Annotated in this window: 15 protein-coding genes, 1 tRNA gene, 1 pseudogene and 1 riboswitch; of the genes and pseudogenes, 16 read left to right on the forward strand and 1 reads right to left on the reverse strand. The window is 42.5% G+C overall.

What is annotated here, in order from left to right:
* Position 1: 1 nt before the first annotated feature.
* The gene (locus GPUN_RS06850; protein ID WP_006004834.1) at positions 2-619 is read left to right on the forward strand and encodes an energy transducer TonB; all 618 of its coding nucleotides are present in this window, start codon (positions 2-4) and stop codon (positions 617-619) included.
* Positions 612-1,898: a tetratricopeptide repeat protein gene (locus GPUN_RS06855; RefSeq protein ID WP_006004835.1), complete on the forward strand. Its 1,287-nt coding sequence runs from the start codon at positions 612-614 to the stop codon at positions 1,896-1,898. Before GPUN_RS06850 ends, GPUN_RS06855 begins: the two co-directional genes overlap by 8 nt.
* Positions 1,899-1,962: 64 nt before the next feature.
* Here GPUN_RS06855 and GPUN_RS06860 read toward each other — a convergent pair whose 3' ends face one another.
* Positions 1,963-4,203, reverse strand: a complete 2,241-nt coding sequence (locus tag GPUN_RS06860; RefSeq protein WP_006004836.1) for a tRNA(Met) cytidine acetyltransferase TmcA domain-containing protein — start codon at positions 4,201-4,203, stop codon at positions 1,963-1,965.
* Positions 4,204-4,398: 195 nt separating this feature from the next.
* Positions 4,399-4,499, forward strand: a riboswitch (TPP riboswitch).
* Between the two features lie 51 nt (positions 4,500-4,550).
* Between GPUN_RS06860 and GPUN_RS06865 the strand changes: the two genes are divergently transcribed.
* The 14 genes and pseudogenes from GPUN_RS06865 to GPUN_RS14185 form a co-directional block, all read left to right on the forward strand.
* On the forward strand, positions 4,551-6,680 hold the full coding sequence (locus GPUN_RS06865) for a TonB-dependent receptor (protein WP_006004838.1): 2,130 nt from the start codon (positions 4,551-4,553) through the stop codon (positions 6,678-6,680).
* A 142-nt stretch (positions 6,681-6,822) separates the two neighbouring features.
* Positions 6,823-7,077 (forward strand): YkoF family thiamine/hydroxymethylpyrimidine-binding protein, encoded by a 255-nt coding sequence (locus tag GPUN_RS06870; protein WP_040520562.1) that lies wholly within the window; start codon positions 6,823-6,825, stop codon positions 7,075-7,077.
* A gap of 2 nt (positions 7,078-7,079) precedes the next feature.
* Positions 7,080-7,688 carry a nicotinamide riboside transporter PnuC gene (gene pnuC, locus GPUN_RS06875; protein WP_006004843.1) on the forward strand — a complete coding sequence of 203 codons (609 nt, stop codon included), beginning with the start codon at positions 7,080-7,082 and terminating at the stop codon, positions 7,686-7,688.
* Complete coding sequence (locus GPUN_RS06880; protein WP_006004845.1) at positions 7,678-8,526, forward strand: phosphotransferase; 849 nt, start codon at positions 7,678-7,680, stop codon at positions 8,524-8,526. Before pnuC ends, GPUN_RS06880 begins: the two co-directional genes overlap by 11 nt.
* Before the next feature lie 45 nt (positions 8,527-8,571).
* A tRNA-Trp gene (locus tag GPUN_RS06885) sits at positions 8,572-8,648 on the forward strand.
* Positions 8,649-8,712: 64 nt separating this feature from the next.
* Complete coding sequence (locus GPUN_RS06890) at positions 8,713-9,009, forward strand: hypothetical protein (RefSeq protein WP_006004847.1); 297 nt, start codon at positions 8,713-8,715, stop codon at positions 9,007-9,009.
* A gap of 4 nt (positions 9,010-9,013) precedes the next feature.
* The gene (rimI, locus tag GPUN_RS13685) at positions 9,014-9,469 is read left to right on the forward strand and encodes a ribosomal protein S18-alanine N-acetyltransferase (RefSeq protein ID WP_158309261.1); all 456 of its coding nucleotides are present in this window, start codon (positions 9,014-9,016) and stop codon (positions 9,467-9,469) included.
* Positions 9,470-9,606: 137 nt separating this feature from the next.
* Positions 9,607-11,199, forward strand: coding sequence for a peptide chain release factor 3 (prfC, locus tag GPUN_RS06900; RefSeq protein WP_006004851.1), 1,593 nt, complete (start codon positions 9,607-9,609; stop codon positions 11,197-11,199).
* Between the two features lie 43 nt (positions 11,200-11,242).
* On the forward strand, positions 11,243-12,985 hold the full coding sequence (gene argS, locus GPUN_RS06905; RefSeq protein ID WP_006004853.1) for an arginine--tRNA ligase: 1,743 nt from the start codon (positions 11,243-11,245) through the stop codon (positions 12,983-12,985).
* Positions 12,986-13,135: 150 nt separating this feature from the next.
* Positions 13,136-13,711 (forward strand): NADPH-dependent FMN reductase, encoded by a 576-nt coding sequence (locus tag GPUN_RS06910; protein ID WP_006004857.1) that lies wholly within the window; start codon positions 13,136-13,138, stop codon positions 13,709-13,711.
* Positions 13,712-13,863: 152 nt separating this feature from the next.
* A protein-coding gene (gene prfB, locus GPUN_RS06915) for a peptide chain release factor 2 (RefSeq protein WP_162470417.1) occupies positions 13,864-14,962 on the forward strand; the annotation gives its coding sequence in 2 pieces (ribosomal slippage) (positions 13,864-13,938 and positions 13,940-14,962; 1,098 coding nt in all).
* A gap of 87 nt (positions 14,963-15,049) precedes the next feature.
* Positions 15,050-16,588 (forward strand): lysine--tRNA ligase, encoded by a 1,539-nt coding sequence (gene lysS / locus GPUN_RS06920; RefSeq protein ID WP_006004860.1) that lies wholly within the window; start codon positions 15,050-15,052, stop codon positions 16,586-16,588.
* Positions 16,589-16,783: 195 nt separating this feature from the next.
* Complete coding sequence (locus GPUN_RS06925; protein WP_006004862.1) at positions 16,784-16,975, forward strand: hypothetical protein; 192 nt, start codon at positions 16,784-16,786, stop codon at positions 16,973-16,975.
* 12 nt (positions 16,976-16,987) lie between these two features.
* Positions 16,988-17,317: pseudogene (locus tag GPUN_RS14185) on the forward strand (TonB-dependent receptor domain-containing protein); the annotation flags it as partial.

Here is a 17,317-nt window from a genome sequence, read left to right on the forward strand (position 1 = left end):
AATGATTAGATTTATTGCATCAATATTCCTTGGTGGCGTGGTGGCTTTCTCACTGTTTGTGCTGATGGCAAAATTAATTGAAAACGATGGCGTGGCGGGTAAGCCAGTAGATCCGCCACCCATTATTGATATTATTATGGCCGACCCAGACGAAAACTTAAACACACGCGTGCGCAGGCCACCACCACCACCACCTCCGCCTAAGGAGCCGCCTAAAGTTGAAATGGTAGAGCCTGATGCAGCGGAGCCTGATGCAAATGCCTTTAGTATAAATATACCGGGTATCGATACGGGCAGTGTTGGCGTAAATATAGGCGGCATTGGCGCGATGATGCGTGACGGTGATGCAACGCCAATAGTGCGTATAGATCCAAAATATCCGCCCGAAGCGGCACGTGATGGAAAAGAAGGATGGGTTGACCTATCGTTCACCATCAACGAGGTGGGCGGGGTTGAGGATGTAGAGGTGCTTGAAGCAGATCCAAAACGAATTTTTGACCGTGAAGCAAAAAGAGCACTGCGTAAGTGGAAGTACAGACCAAAAGTTGTCGACGGTATTGCACAAAGACAGCCTGGTTTGAGAGTTCGACTAGAATTTAGTTTAGGCGGAGATGATTAATATGAAAAAATTAAATAAAGTCTTGATGACAGCTGGTGTCGCTTTGTTTGGTTCATATTCGACACTTGCGATTGCGCAACAGTCAGCTGCTATTGTTTGTCCGGGTTATGAACCGGCCAAAACACAGCTGTTAGGCGAGCGTTCTGGTAAGAAGCTTCAGCGAGCATATGAAGTCTATCTAAACGAAGAGCTTGACGAAAGAGAAAGGGTTAAAGAAGCAATCAGCATGCTGCGGGATATTGATTCAAAAGAAGATTTTGATACCGCAACTGTTAATAGATTTCTTGGACAATTGTTGGTGTCAGAAGACGGTAAACAGTTAGAGGCTCTATCACTGCTTACACGGGCTGCTGATTTAGGCGTTTTGAATGATAAAGACCAAGCCGATATTTTAAAGTTGGTGGCTGACTTGTCTATTCAAGAAGAAAAGTATGAAAACTCCATCAAGTATTATAAGAAATGGATGTCGTTTACCTGTAAAGAAGATCCGGACATTTATACGCGTATGGCGAAAGCTTATACTGAAATGAAAGACTTTGATAATGTGCTACTTACCGCCGATCTTGCTATTGCGAATTATGTTCAACCAAACAAGAACCCTTTCGCATTAAAGATAAATGCTTTTCACGAGAAAAAACAATATGATGGCGCCGTTGAGGTTGCTGAAATACTTGTTTCCTTGTTCCCAGGAGAGAAAAACTGGTGGTCACAGCTAGGCTTTTTCTACATGTTGGTAGAGGACTATACCAAAGCACTTTCTACGTTCTCATTAGCACATAAACAAGGATATTTAACAAAACGGTCAGAGTTTAAGGCTTTAGCCCAGCTATATGCCTCAAGTGATGTGCCTTATAAGTCTGCTCAGTTGCAAAAGAAATACATGGCGTCGGGTATGCTTGAATCGGAAGCTAGTGACATTGCCAGTTTGGCAAATACGCTTCAGTTAGCACGTGAGTACAGCGAAGCGGCTAAGTATTATGGACAGGCCGCAGCAAAAAGCGCTGATCCTGACCATTACCGCAAGCAAGGTGTTTTATTGTTAACGGCGGAAGATTATAGAGGGGCTATAACGGCGCTTACTAAATCTATAGAGTCGGGCATAGACGAAGAGGGCAAGGTGCATTTCTCGTTGATGGAAGCTAATTTCTATATGGGTAATTTTCGGAAAGCCTATGAGCATGCTACCGAGGCTCAGAAAGATCCCAGCTTACGCAGGAATGCTTTAGCTTGGATACCTTATATCAAGCAAAAAGCTGAAAATCGTGGCGTTAAAATATAGACGAATGTAGATAATCGAAATCCCGCTTACATTAGCGGGTTTTTTTTTGCCTTGAAATATAGATTCATAAGTAGTCAAAGAGGTGATCCTGTTCCGTATATACCCTAAAAATATCGCTAACAGCACTAAATACGACATGTTCTATTTCACACTTTTCCGGCTTATGAATACCTTTTTCATGATATCTTAGTATCAGTTCTTGGATGGACCGTGCCGATATCGGTAAGATGTGAGCATCGTCGTGTGTTAACAACCATAGCAAGATAGGCGCTATTTTTTCTAAATTTATATCTTTTGCTAAGTAGCGTTTAAGCGCTTTATTGACAAATTGCTTATGCACTGTATCGGTAAACATAAAATCCGCTTTAAAGGTTTGATATATGCTTTGATATAAAGTGTGTAAGCGTTTATGCGTTTCGCGTAAGTACTGTCGTTCTATTTGTAAGCGAAACTGCAGTAAACTTTTGCTCAATTTAGGGATATCACGCAATGGTTTAAGCATTAATAGGCTGCAGGTTCCACTAGCAGTATCAATACGATGTCCAAGCTTAGCCATTGTAAAGTCATTTTTTAGCCAAAACGAATATAGAGAAGAAGTAAAACCATAAGATACACTAACACAGTCAACGTTTGTAGAATGCGCGTATTGTTCACAAAACTGCAGCAGATTAGTGCCTATGTTAAGTCGTTTATGCGCGTGCTTGACTGCAATTCTGTTGATGCGTAAATACTTCAGTTCACACAAATCAGAATCTAATAAGTAGAGTGACAGTGCCTGAGGACTCAAATGTCCTTGCACCCTTCTTTTACCAAGACTTATGTCATGCTTTAGTGATGAAAGGAGTTCCCCTCCCTCTTCAAACAAAATGGCTACGCCTAGCACTTGACGATTGGCCTTATTGATATGGGAGCTGTTTTTATAGGCGATTGCTATTATGCAGTCATTAGCATCTAAGGTTCTTACAATATCGTTAGGGGTGGTTTGATAATGGGCGTCGCTAAGCAATGTAAATATTTGAGCATAAAGCTTATTGCTTTTGACCAATATTGTTTTGTCTATGATTCCAAATTGTACATCATGTAAAACATCTTTATTTATCTTGCTCTGTAAGGATTTATCAGTTGTGTGTGCGGTTCTTGTCGATGATCCCATATTTGGCATATAACCAAGCAGTGAGTGTAAACACGTTTCTACGGTGTCTCCTTTTAGCCACCTAAACGGTTTGCTTAAGGTGTATACGTGCGTATTTTTATGGGAGACTAAGTAAGGCAATACTCTATGTATAAAGCCATTGCCGCTACCCTCATAACCGTCTGTAGTGCCAGTAAGTATGCAGTGTGAAAAATGAGAAATAGTACGCTTAAGCAGCGCCGGCGCGATCGACGCTAATTCATCAATAATCACTATGGAATGGGGCGGGGCAAGTGCGGTGATCTCATCCATCGCGTAGAATTTAATTTCATTTTTTTGAATAGCATGTTTTTCTAAAGGTGCATTACGGTTCGCTTCGTAGGGAGCTTGGCTCGCTGTGTTCACGTCGTAAAAACGCTGTAATTGACGTTTCTTTAATGCACTGACCACGACAGGGGTATTCTGGTTATTTACCTTAGCGGATAATCTACTTGCAATATGACCTATCAACGAAGACTTGCCCCTTCCGCGTGGGCCAAGAATAATTGAAACTGACCCCGTGGATGCTTTAGCATTGATCCTTTGCGTTATTTTGGTTTCGATATCAGTCTGGTCTTTTGATAGTTGCCAGTCTTGCTGATTTGTTTGTGTTTCGTGTTCAATTGCTTGCTTCAAAGGAGATGATATGGCACTACTTGGGAAAAACGAGTGCGTGGGATCTACGTAAGCTCCATTGTTTTTTTTAACGTGTCGTATAAAAACGTCAGTGAAATATGATGTTTTAGGTGTATACCCATAGCTAAACTTTAGTGGGCCTAAATTTGGCTTATATGAGCTTTCAGATGCCAGCAGCACCACAATAATTCCGCCTGCCTGAACCATGCCAGCGCTTGCATACAGCGCATTTAAGTGAAACCCATTTCTGGCATCAAAAATAAGAGAGTTGGTTTGCTGTCCCAAATAGTCTTGGTAGCGAGTTAAAGGGATGTGTTTCACATGGCTTATGCATAAGTTATTTGAAACAACAGAGCTGTCTTTATAATCTGCCACTACAGCCTCTAGGAAAAACATTGCTTCATCTAAAGGCAATGATAAAAGTAAGAACTGCCTATGGTGAAAGCCCGTCTTTTTTACGCTAAGCCATTTTGTGAATGCTTCTTTATTCGGCATCATTTTTTAACATAGTCACGATAATCCAGAAAGTTGAGTTCATACTATATTTGTTGAGATTAACTCACTTGGCAATAAATCGCTAAAATTTTAGTAACAATGCGTAAACAGGCATTGATTATTGCCTGATTCTTGCTATTCTCTGCGCGAGTATGATTTTTAACTAATAAACTTAGGTTTATGTTTACCTCATACTTATGTTGAACCAAGGGGTGCGTTAATTCGCTGAGATTCATTAAGAGAACCCTTAGTTACCTGATCCGGTTAGTACCGGCGTAGGAATGGTCAATTACTTACCTTCTCAATGCCACGGTTGCCGGATCTTTTCGTATTCTTGAAGAGATCCATACATGTATAAGACATCAAAAAAAGTTTCATTATTACTCACGCCAATTGCTATTTCTTGCAGCCTTTTATATGCGTCTAGCCTTCATGCTATGCAAGTAATCGAGGGTAACGATAGTTCACAAGCAGGCCGTGATGATTTAACGTCAGTTGAACGAATTGTGGTTACGGCTGATTTATCGCAGCGAGATTTATCTGAACTACCCGCCAGCGCCTTTGTTATAGGTGAGGCCGCTATTAACTCACGCCAAGCGAGGCACATTCAAGATATTATTGGCATGGTGCCCAACTTGAATTTTTCGAGTGGCGCTTCACGTGGCAAGTTTTTGCAAATTAGAGGCATAGGCGAACGTTCGCAGTTCGCTGAGCCGATTAACCCGTCGATTGGTTTGTTTCTAAACGACATCGATATTTCCGGCATTGGCGGCTTAGCGACCGTTAATGATATAAGGCAGATAGAAGTGTTGTCTGGACCACAGTCAGTTGCCAGCGGCGCAAATAGCATTGGTGGTATAGTGAAGCTAGTGAGCAACGCGCCAAGCGATGATTTATTTGCCAATGTTAATATCAGTTACGGGCAATTTAACGAGTCTCGGCTCGCCGGCACTTACTCAAATGCCTTATCAAACAATATATCTACAAGAGTCTCTATACAACAGACTAAAAGCGATGGTTTTATCAAAAACGCTTTTTTAAACACAGACGACACCAATCGCATTGACGAAACCACCGCGTCTATTATTACCAGCGTTGCCCTCAATGCCGTTAGCAGCTTAGATATAAGCGCGTTCACTTTTGATATAGACAACGGCTATGACATTTTTTCGCTTGACAATGCCTCAACGCTTGCAGACAAACCTGGTTTTGACAGGGTGGATGCTAGCGCAGGCAGCTTAAAATATAACTACCGATTTGACCAACACAAACTACAGGTTAGTGCTTATTTGTTAGATGCGCAAACCGAATACGGTTTTGATGAAGATTGGACATTTGTCGGAATACACCCTGATGGCTATTCGTCATTTGATTTTTATCAGCGTGATATAAAAAGAACCGGACTTGATATAAAGCTTGCAAGTACAATTGCAAGAGGGCAAAACAGCTACTTACTTGGCGCTAATATTACCGATAGCGATGAAGATTTATTACGCCAGAATACTTTTTTTGAAAGTGATTACTTGAGTACTTATGAGCGCTCTAATCAATCAGTCTTTGGTCAGTACGTGCATGTGCTTAACGACAAAACAAACATTACCAGTGCAGGGCGGGTCGAGCGTTTCAATACTGACTTTGCAGATGCAGTCGGCAGCTCAAACATAAGTGACACCTTGGTGGCAGCTTCGCTTGCGCTTGACTACCAGTTAGGTGAGAACTTAGTTTTTGCCAGTATTTCGCGCGGTTATAAAGCTGCAGGTTATAATATAGATGCCCGACTTGCCGCTGATAGCCGTACATTTGACCCAGAATATAATATGAACTACGAGATAGGGGTAAAAGGCCGCGCCTATGACGGCTTGGCCACTCTTAATTTAACGTTCTTTTACATGCAAAGAGACGACGCGCAGGTTAGCGACTCTGTCCTTTTTGCGATTGACGATACAGGCGCAAGTTCATTCGCCGACGCCATTGGCAATGCTGACACGGGCACGAATAAAGGCTTTGAATTTTCAGGTACGTGGGATATTGCAGGAAACTGGTATTTACAAACTAATGTGGGTTACCTAGATGCTACATTTGGGGGTTATACAAAAGAAAATGGCGAGTTTGTGGGCATTCAGCAACAGGCGCATGCGCCTAAATACACTGCCTATCTGGCGTCTAACTGGCAGCTCTCAACTAGCGTAAACTGGTTTGTAGATATAGACGTAAAAGATGATTTTAGATTAGGTATAAACCATGATGTGCGCGCACCTTCTACCACTGTCATTAACTCTGAACTAACCTGGCGGGCAATGGGAAAGCACGCATACTCTTTCAAGCTGTGGGTAAAAAACGTGACCGACAAGGCGATTGTGACGCGCGGCTTTGGTAGCTTCCCTAATGATCCACGTGACGGCTACAGCACTAACGGCCCGTATTTTCAGTTTGGCCAACCTCGCCAAATAGGCGTAACGTTTAACTATGATTGGGAGTAGGCTTAACACTGTGCTATGACGCCTCTATGACGCCTTTATATCTTACTGCGATTAGATATAAAGGCGACTATACATAATTGACAGCAAAGATGAACTGACACTAACACAACTTTACATGAGAAAAATTATGAATGAGAACACCCTGCAGTTAGGCGTTGAAATTTCTCTTTATCCGCTGCATCAAGAGTATGTGCCCTACATCAAAGATTTTATAGATAGATTAAACACCGATCAGCATTTACACGTGCAAACAAGCCACACTTCTACCTTGGTGAGCGGCGAGTTTGCGTATGTAATGAAGGTGATACAAACCGAAATGAAAACCACGTTTGAACAAGTCGGGCAGGCTGTTTTTGTATGTAAGTTTCTAAATGCCACGCATATGAACTTATCCTGACATTGGCATTTTTTGAAGCCGTTTCGCAACAGTGGCAGCAGCAAAGTATAAGCGAGGTTTTCGCTGTCTTGTTAGCGGTGGTGTATGTTTGGTTGGCCGCTCAAGAGTCTCTTTGGTGTTGGCCTGCTGGGTTTATAAGCACATGCTTATACGCCTATATTTACTGGGATGTTACGCTTTTTTTTCAAATGATATTAAATGTCTACTACATGGCAGTGGCGGTGTGGGGATTTATTTATTGGGGCAGAAGCGGAGATAAAAAAGTTAGCATTTCGCGTATGAACTGGCACAATCATGTTAGTGTCCTACTGTTTGGCGCCGTAACAAGCACCGTTATTTTTTTTATTGCGATTCAATTTCTTAACTATGAGCTTGTACTACTCGACATTACCCTGACCGTATTTTCGCTCATTACTACTTATTTAACGGTCACTAAAAAGTTAGAAAATTGGATTTATTGGAGCATTATTAACGTCGTGAGCATGGTGCTTTTATACGACAGAGGCTTATACTTAACGACAGTACTTATGCTCATTTACCTTGTGCTCGCATTAAGAGGTCTAATGCATTGGCAAAGTGTGTACCGTCAGGGAAAGGACTATGTCGCCTAAACCTTTGAAGAAAGAAAAAGATCGCTTATCCATTCTCAAAATGCTTGAGCGTTATGAGGTGGTGGATGTCACCAGCCCTAATTTTGAGATAAATCGTATTAGAAGCGGCACCATCAATCGTAACTTTAAAGTTTGTGATGGCGATAAAACGCTGATGCTAAAACTGTTTGATAGCAACGAATTGCTGCCTGTAGATCGAAGGCAAGTATTTAGGATGCAAGAAGAGCTTGCTATTTTAGGCTTAGCGCCAGCACCCGTTTTTTTAAGCGTAAACGGCAAGGTTTATTGTGAGCAGTGGGTCGACATTCGCCAGCATGAAGACGCAAAACATGGGCGTAAGGTCAACTCGGGTAACGCCATGGGTGATAAAGTAGAAACCTTGGCCGAAGTATTGTACAAGGTGCATAGCTCGTTCGTGTCAGCGCCGCTGCTTGCATTAGATGAGCACTGGGAAGTGTACTGGGATAAAATTGAGTCTCCATCACCGCAGCTTCAGCAAAAATATTTGCAGGTTAAACAGCAGTGGCAACGCTATTTGGACGTCTGCATTGATGAATTCGTGCTTTGCCATAACGATTTGCACATTGATCATATTAGTTATTTAAACGGGCCTGTTTTTGATTGGGAATATGCGGGTATGGGCTGTCGTTATTTTGATATGGCTAGCTGCTGCACCATTAATAATTTAAACCAAAGTGAAATAAAAAGCTTGTGTATTTATTATGCAAATTTGGCTAGTCGAGACATACAAGAAGTATGTGATAAAATGCATCAAGCCAGTGTTATGGTGAGCTTTACCTACGAATTATGGGAAACGTCGCTTAACATTTCAAAATAAAGTCCTTTATTTATTCACAATGCTCGCTATAATGCCATCGGCAATAGGAGTGTAGTTCCAATTGGTAGAACAGCGGTCTCCAAAACCGATGGCTGGGGGTTCGAGTCCCTCCACTCCTGCCACTTTTTCATGCCAACGGGCGCAAGTAACTGGCATATATATAGCGCCTAATAGGAACTTAAGAACGTGTCTGCTTCATTAACCGCCAGTTGCCAGCATTTTTCAGCCCAGCAAAAAGCGCAGCTTTTAGCTATGGGTATAAGTCTGTATGAGCCCACTGTGCCCATTGACCTCAAGCAAATGCCATGGATTGCCGATGTATGTAAATTACTCAAAATTTCACCCCAAAGTTGCTTATTTGATAGCAGCCAACCGCTGTTTAACAGTAAAACGCAAACACTCCATCTCCCTCTGGTAAGCTATGCAAACGAAGCCAATATTAAAAAGTCAATTTGGCTAAGTATTCGCCAATACGTTGACTAAAACGGTGAATAATATTCGTATTGTTTATTCGGCTGATGCAATTAGTTTGCATCAACGGGCATATTCAATATTTTGTGCGCATCGAGATAGTCCTTGGCAATTTACCACCTTTGAAAAAGCACTCATGCTGCCAAACTCTTTAATTGCTATAATAGATAATGAATGTGTGGGATATGCGCTGATTACTGTGGTGCTTGGTGAGGTCGAAATAGAAGACATTTGTGCTCTGCCAGATTTAAGAAGACAAGGTATTGCGAGCACCTTACTTTCGCATGTGATTAGTGACGCCAATCGTCGCCGCGACGATTATATTTTACTTGAGGTTGCCCAGAAAAATAAACCGGCAAAGGCTTTATATGAAAAGCATGGTTTTGCTCTCGTTACTACTCGCAAAAACTATTATCGCTTGGTTAACAACACCTTTGATGATGCGCTGCTGTTAAAAAAGATATTGCCGTAGCGGGCGATTTAGTCGATCGTTTTGTTGGGTTAAATGCCGAATTTAGCGAAGCAGAAGAACATAAATTTCGGTAGAATACGACGCGGTTTTCGCTGACGCGATCATTGTTAAATTAATTAAGTGTAAATAAGGGTTTAATGGATATGAGCGATAGCAATTTTATTAGTGAAATCAATAAGCGAAGAACGTTTGCTATCATTTCGCATCCCGACGCGGGTAAAACTACGATTACCGAAAAAGTGCTCTTGTTTGGTAATGCTATTCAAGTTGCCGGCACGATAAAAGGCAGAAAATCGGGTCAGCACGCTAAATCTGACTGGATGGCGATGGAAAAAGAGCGAGGGATTTCTGTGTCTACGTCAGTTATGCAATTTCCGTATCTTGACCACTTAGTTAATTTACTTGATACGCCTGGACACGCCGACTTTTCAGAAGATACCTATCGTACACTGACCGCCGTAGATTCATGCTTAATGGTAATTGACGCGGCTAAAGGTGTTGAAGCCAGAACAATCAAGCTTATGGAAGTTACGCGACTGCGTGATACTCCTATTTTAACCTTTATTAATAAATTAGATCGAGACACTCGTGACCCTATCGATTTACTTGATGAAGTGGAAGACATACTCAAAATAAAGTGTGCGCCAATAACCTGGCCAATCGGCATGGGTAAAGAATTTAAAGGCGTTTATCATTTACTGCGCGATGAAACCATCTTGTATAAAACGGGCCAAGGCCACACCATTCAAGCTATTAAAACAATAAAAGGCATCGATAACCCCGAGCTTGACAGTGCTATTGGTATCTACGCTGAAGAATTAAGAGAAATGCTTGAGTTAGTGCGCGGCGCGTCACATGAGTTTTCACATGAAGCCTTCTTAAAAGGTGAGCTTACGCCTGTATTCTTTGGTACCGCATTGGGTAACTTTGGGGTTGATCATATGCTTGACGGCCTCATTGATTGGGCGCCTGCGCCAATTGGCAGACAGACCGATGCCGACATATTCGTAGCAGCTAAAGAACCATCTTTTAGTGGTTTTGTATTTAAAATTCAGGCTAACATGGACCCAAAGCATCGAGATCGTATTGCCTTTTGCCGAATAGTGTCTGGCAAATACGAAAAAGGTATGAAGATGCACCATAGCCGCATAGGTAAGGATGTACGTATTTCTGACGCGCTTACTTTTTTAGCCGGCGACAGAAGCCTACTAGATGAAGCCTACGCTGGTGATATTATCGGCCTGCATAACCACGGGTCTATGCGTATAGGTGACACTTTCACCAGCGGTGAAAAATATGCTTTTACGGGCATTCCAAACTTCGCGCCTGAACTATTTAAACGTATACGCTTGCGCGATCCACTCAAACAAAAGCAGTTGCTAAAAGGCCTTATACAGCTAGCTGAAGAAGGCGCGGTACAAGTATTTCGCCCGCTCATGAACAACGATTTAATTGTAGGCGCGGTAGGGGTGCTGCAGTTTGACGTAGTTGTGGCTAGGCTAAAAGCTGAATATAATGTGGATGCATTGTATGAGCACGTCAATGTTAGTACAGCTCGCTGGGTATATGGTGATCCTCGCAAGGTAGAAGAGTTCATGCGCAAAACCGAAATAAACCTGGCTTACGACGGCGGTGACAACTTAACCTATATTGCCCCCACCATGGTTAATTTATCTTTGGCGCAAGAGCGCTACCCCGATATTAAATTTACTGCCACGCGTGAACAATAGCACTACCCGATAACCATATTTCCTTATAGGCTTTTTTTACCACATGAATATTCAACAACTATTAGTCGAACGTTTTACCTCAGCCCTAAACATCTTGGGCTTCACTGATGCTCCTGTACCCGTGGCTAAAAATACCAAAAAAGGTTTTGGTGAATATCAGTTTAATGGCGCGATGGGCCTAGCAAAAAAATTAAAACAAAACCCAAGGGATATTGCCCAGCAAATAATAGACGCTGTAGATATAAGTGACATGGCGTCAACCCTAGAAATTGCGGGTCCTGGTTTTATTAATATCCATATAAATAATATGTGGTTGTCTGCGCAACTAAGCGCAGTACTTAGCGATAAACGCTTAGGCATTGACATTGTGCCTGCCAAAAACGTGGTGGTTGATTACTCTGCGCCAAACCTAGCAAAGGAAATGCATGTGGGGCATTTACGCTCTACTATTATCGGTGATGCAGTGGTTAGGTGCTTAGCGTTTTTAGGCCACAATGTTATCCGTCAAAACCACATGGGGGATTGGGGTACGCAGTTCGGCATGCTGCTAGCCCATCTTCAAGACAAGCTAGCGCAGGATCAGGTTGCTGAAACCGCATTAAGTGATTTAGAAGACTTCTATCGTGAAGCTAAAGTGCGTTTCGATAATGAGGAAGGCTTTGCCGACACCGCGCGCCAATATGTGGTGCGTCTGCAAGGTGGTGATAAGGAATGCTTGGCGCTTTGGAAAAACTTTATAGATGTGTCCATTAGCCATTCTGAAGATATTTACAAAACGCTTGGCGTGTCACTGTCGCGCCAAGACGTAATGGGCGAAAGCGCTTATAACGACGACTTAGCCACTGTAGTGAGCATATTAAAAGAGAAGGGCATTGCGCAAGAAGATGCAGGCGCTCAAGTTGTTTTTTTGCAGGAGCTTGCAGATAAAAACGGCAAGCCTGCGGTGTATATTGTGCAAAAATCTGGTGGCGGCTATCTTTATGCCACTACAGACTTAGCCGCCATTCGTCATCGCTCGTCAGTATTACAGGCTGATCGCACGCTCATATTCACCGATGCACGACAAGCGCTGCATTTTAAACAAACCGAAATGGTGGCTAGAAAAGCTAATTTTATGCAGCCTGACGAAGCCTATCAACATTGTCCTTTTGGCATGATGTTAGGCAAAGACAACAAGCCTTTTAAAACCAGAACTGGCGGCACTGTAAAGCTAATTGATTTACTCGATGAAGCCGTTGAGCGGGCCGAGAAACTAGTGCTAGGGCGTAAGCCTGATATTGATCCACAACAGCTTGCTCAAATGAAGTCAACGCTAGGAATTGGCGCGGTTAAATACGCCGATTTAAGCAAAAATAGAACTACCGACTACGTGTTTGACTGGAATGCCATGCTGAGCTTTGAGGGCAACACCGCACCTTATTTACAATATGCGTATACTCGCATTCAGAGTATTTTTGAAAAAGCAAAATTTGATCCTGCTGCCCACGCACAAAGCACTATTGAGATGAGTATTGAGCAAGACGCTGAGAAGGCACTTTGTTTGCACTTATTGCAGTGTCAAAACGCGCTCGAGTTAGTCGCAATAGAAGCAACACCGCATATTCTGTGCACCTACTTATATGAATTAGCATCACTTTATATGCGCTTTTATGAAGCCTGCCCCATTTTAAAAGATGATGTAAGTAGGCAAAGTAAGCATACGCGTCTGAGTTTGTGCGTATTGACCGCAAGCACGCTTAAATTAGGGCTAGATTTGTTGGGTATTGGTACTATGCAAAAGATGTAGATGCGTGCGCGCATTTAATTTTTACGCTGTGGGGCAGCGTAACGGTTTGGGATTTAGCCTTATATTGTTGAGCAGGCATGAACAAATTCACCCCAATCGCGTAAACTTTACTAACTAATACATTTAATACCCCAAACTTAAAGGATCTGTATGTGTAAACTATTGGCTTTTAGTGGCAGTCTTCGTCAGCATTCATATAACCATAGCATAGTGGTTGCCGCCAGCGAAGGTGCAAGAGCTGCTGGCTGTAAAGTCACGATCGTACATTTGAACGATTTTAAAGCACCTTTATTTAGCGAGGAAGACGAGGCAGTATCGGGTATTCCAGACGGTGCTAAAAAACTTAAAACCCTAATGATGGAGCATGATGGTTTTTTAATTGCAACACCTGAGTATAATAGCAGCTACAGCGCCGCCTTAAAAAATGCAATTGACTGGGCTTCACGCATGGAAGACGGCGAAAAGCCACTGCAGGCTTTTAAAGGTAAAACTGCCGTAATTATGGCGGCCTCTCCTGGTGCTTTAGGCGGCATAAGAGCATTAGCCGCACTCAGAACGCTACTAGCCAACATTGGCATGTATGTGCATCCAGCCCAACAGGCAATTGGCAAGGTTTCTGGCCTTGTAGATACAAGTGGCAAAGTGGTTGATGAAGCTACCTTGAAAAAGCTTCATGCATTAGGCAAACAGTCGGTCACTTACACTAATGCGCTTAAAAACGGGTAGCATAAATCTTCTGTATCTGCCAAATTGGCCTTTGTAAAACCTTGCATTGGCCAAAACTAAGCACCAAGCGTAGATTGAAATATATTTACGCTGTTAAAAATACGCCATTTTGCGTACAATCTTGCCATTGTAGAACTAAGCGAAGCGATCTCATGTTTGAAGTAAACCCTATTAATAACGCCTTAGCCGATATTCGCCTGCGAGCTGATTCGCTTCGGGGGTATCTTTGACTTCGACAGTAAAGTCGAACAGTTAGAAGAAGTTTCTCGAGAGTTAGAAAACCCCGATGTATGGAATAACCCTCAAAGAGCAACGTTACTAGGTAAAGAAAAAGTAGCGCTTGAACTTGTTGTGAACACTATTCAAAACTTGCATCAAGGCAGCCAAGACATAGAGGGTTTGCTAGAATTAGCCATAGAAGCCGATGATCAAGAAACCTTTGACGAAGCTCAGCAAGAACTTAACAGCCTTATAAAAGACTTAGAAGCCCTAGAGTTTCGGCGCATGTTTTCTGGTCCAAATGATGCAAACAATGGCTACATTGACATTCAGTCTGGCAGCGGCGGCACCGAAGCGCAAGATTGGGCAGACATGCTTTTAAGAATGTATTTGCGCTGGGGTGAACGCCAAGGTTTCAAAACTGAACTTATTGAGCTGTCTGATGGCGATGTAGCAGGCATTAAAAGCGCTACTATTAAGTTTACAGGTGATTATGCTTTTGGCTGGTTGCGCACCGAAACAGGTGTGCATCGCTTAGTCAGAAAGTCACCTTTTGACTCAGGCAGTAGGCGCCATACCTCATTTGCATCGGCCTTCGCCTACCCAGAAATAGACGACGATATTGAAATAGATATTAATCCAGCAGACCTGCGCATCGACACTTATCGTGCCTCGGGTGCAGGTGGCCAACACGTAAACCGAACTGACTCTGCTGTGCGTATTACGCATTTGCCCACCAATACGGTAGTGCAGTGTCAAAATGATCGCTCGCAGCATAAAAATAAAGACCAAGCCATGAAGCAGCTCAAGGCGAAGCTATATGAGCTTGAAATGCAAAAACAAAACGAAGAAAAACAAGCCATGGAAGATACGAAGTCAGACATTGGTTGGGGCAGTCAAATACGCTCTTATGTACTAGACGACTCTCGTATAAAAGATTTGCGCACAGGTATTGAATCGCATAATACCCAAGCAGTATTGGACGGTGATCTAAATAAATTTATTATTGCGAGTCTTCAATCGGGGCTGTAATAGCAAGTTTCTCATTGGGCTATAAATCACACTTCTCTTTGTAGATAAAATACACCTTAAGTTTATATAAACAGTAACGGAAAATAGATGACTATTGAGCAGCAAGACGAAAACAAATTGATTGCAGAGCGCAGAGCTAAATTAGATAAAATTCGTGAGAATTGTCCTTCGAACGGCTATCCAAACCAATTTAAACGCCAGCACTATGCGCAAGACTTGCAAACTGAGTTTGGTGAGTTCGACAAAGAAACTTTAGTTGAACAGGGCAATCTGATGACGATTGCTGGTCGCATTATGGCTAAACGAGGTCCGTTTTTTTTGCTGCAAGATATGACAGGTCGTATTCAATCATACGCTGATAAACCAGCCCAGAAACTGATGAAAGAGCAATATGGTAGCTTAGACATTGGTGATATTATTGGTGTAAGCGGCGTTTTACACAAATCGGGTAAAGGCGATTTATATGTCAATATGGCTGACTTTCAACTGCTCACAAAATCACTGCGTCCCTTGCCTGAAAAATTCCACGGCCTAGCGGATCAGGAGACTAAATATAGACAGCGTTATGTTGACCTTATTACAAATCCTGACACGCGCAATACTTTTCGAATAAGAAGTGAGATTGTGAGCGGCATAAGACGTTTTTTAACACAACGACGTTTTATGGAAGTAGAAACGCCCATGCTGCAGGTTATTCCCGGCGGCGCTACCGCAAAGCCTTTTATGACTCACCATAAGGCCTTAGATATAGATATGTATTTACGTATTGCACCGGAACTTTACTTGAAGCGTTTAGTGGTAGGTGGTTTTGAAAGAGTATTTGAAATTAATCGTAATTTTAGGAATGAAGGCTTGTCTACTCGCCACAACCCAGAATTTACGATGCTTGAGTTTTATCAAGCTTACGCAGACTTTATTGATCTGATGAATCTTACCGAGGAGATGCTACGTGAGCTTGCGCAAAATGTGTTGGGCACCACAGTGCTGAAAAATCATATTCGCGACGTTCGTGGTGACGTAATTGAAGTCATAGAATATGATTTTGCAACGCCATTTGTGCGTTTATCAATGGCTGATGCAATATTAAAGTATTGGCCCGAAGCAAATGCTGAGGCTATCAATGATCCAGAAAATCATTTAGCAGAAATGAAATCAATGGCCAAACAACTGCATATTAAAGAGCCTGAGGTTGACGGTATTTGGGGCGCCGGTAAATATTTATGTGAAATATTTGAAGCCACAGCGGAAGAAAAACTTGTGCAGCCTACGTTTATTACGCAATACCCATGGGAAGTGTCGCCCTTAGCACGCCGAAATGACAGTAATCCATTTGTGACTGACCGTTTTGAATTTTTTGTCGGTGGACGTGAGCTTGCTAACGGATTTTCAGAGTTAAACGATTCTGCTGACCAAGCATCGCGCTTTCAAAAACAAGTGCAAGAAAAAGACGCAGGCGATGATGAAGCGATGCATTTTGACGAAGACTATATTATTGCACTAGAGTATGGCCTTCCGCCCACGGCAGGAGAAGGCATTGGTATTGATCGCCTTGTTATGCTATTTGCTGACTGTAGCACCATTAAAGACGTTATTTTGTTCCCGCATATGCGTCCTAATGTTGACTAAGGCAAGATTATAACAAGACCAAAAAAGCTCGTTTTACGGGCTTTTTTTTGGACTACTGCACAGACGAAAAGTGTAAGTTTGATTTTTTTGGCAATAATAAAACCCTCCTGCAAAACACCACTGACAAAAAAGTTTTAATGATAAATTATTAATAAATCTTCGGTATTGGAGACACACATTATTACAAAGTGAAAATTGACGAACTCTGTTCGTCTAACCATTGCGGTGGGCGTAGCCTCAATTGCTATGCTTGCCAACCAAACTGGGTTTGCACAGCAAAACTCGGGCGCTATTGAGCAAAGCCCAGAGAAAATACAGGTGTCGGGTCCACATATCGCCCGCCCAAACGCGGTTTCTGCTAGTCCTATTATGTCAATGAGCGCGTAAGATTTTGAGCCTTTGCAAGAGCTAGAAGTTGAAAAGATCATTAGTACTTTACCCGGAACTATCCCTGGCGATGTTACTAACGTAAACAACTGCTCAGCTGGCGTAGCCACGGTTAACCAGCGTGGTTGGTGCTCACAAAGAACATTGATATTGATGGACGCCAGCCAAATAGTGCCTTTCAACTTCAATGGTCAAGTAGACACTGCTACTGTTGCAACCGCCTTAGTTGAGTTAAATAAATCACAAACAGGTGTTAGCGACGGCGACAGAGACAACATATCGCTTATATTAGGTTCTAACCTTGCTGATGATAAAGGTAATATAGCGGTATCATTAAGCTGG

Source organism: Glaciecola punicea ACAM 611 (assembly GCF_000252165.1).
Lineage (GTDB): Bacteria > Pseudomonadota > Gammaproteobacteria > Enterobacterales > Alteromonadaceae > Glaciecola > Glaciecola punicea.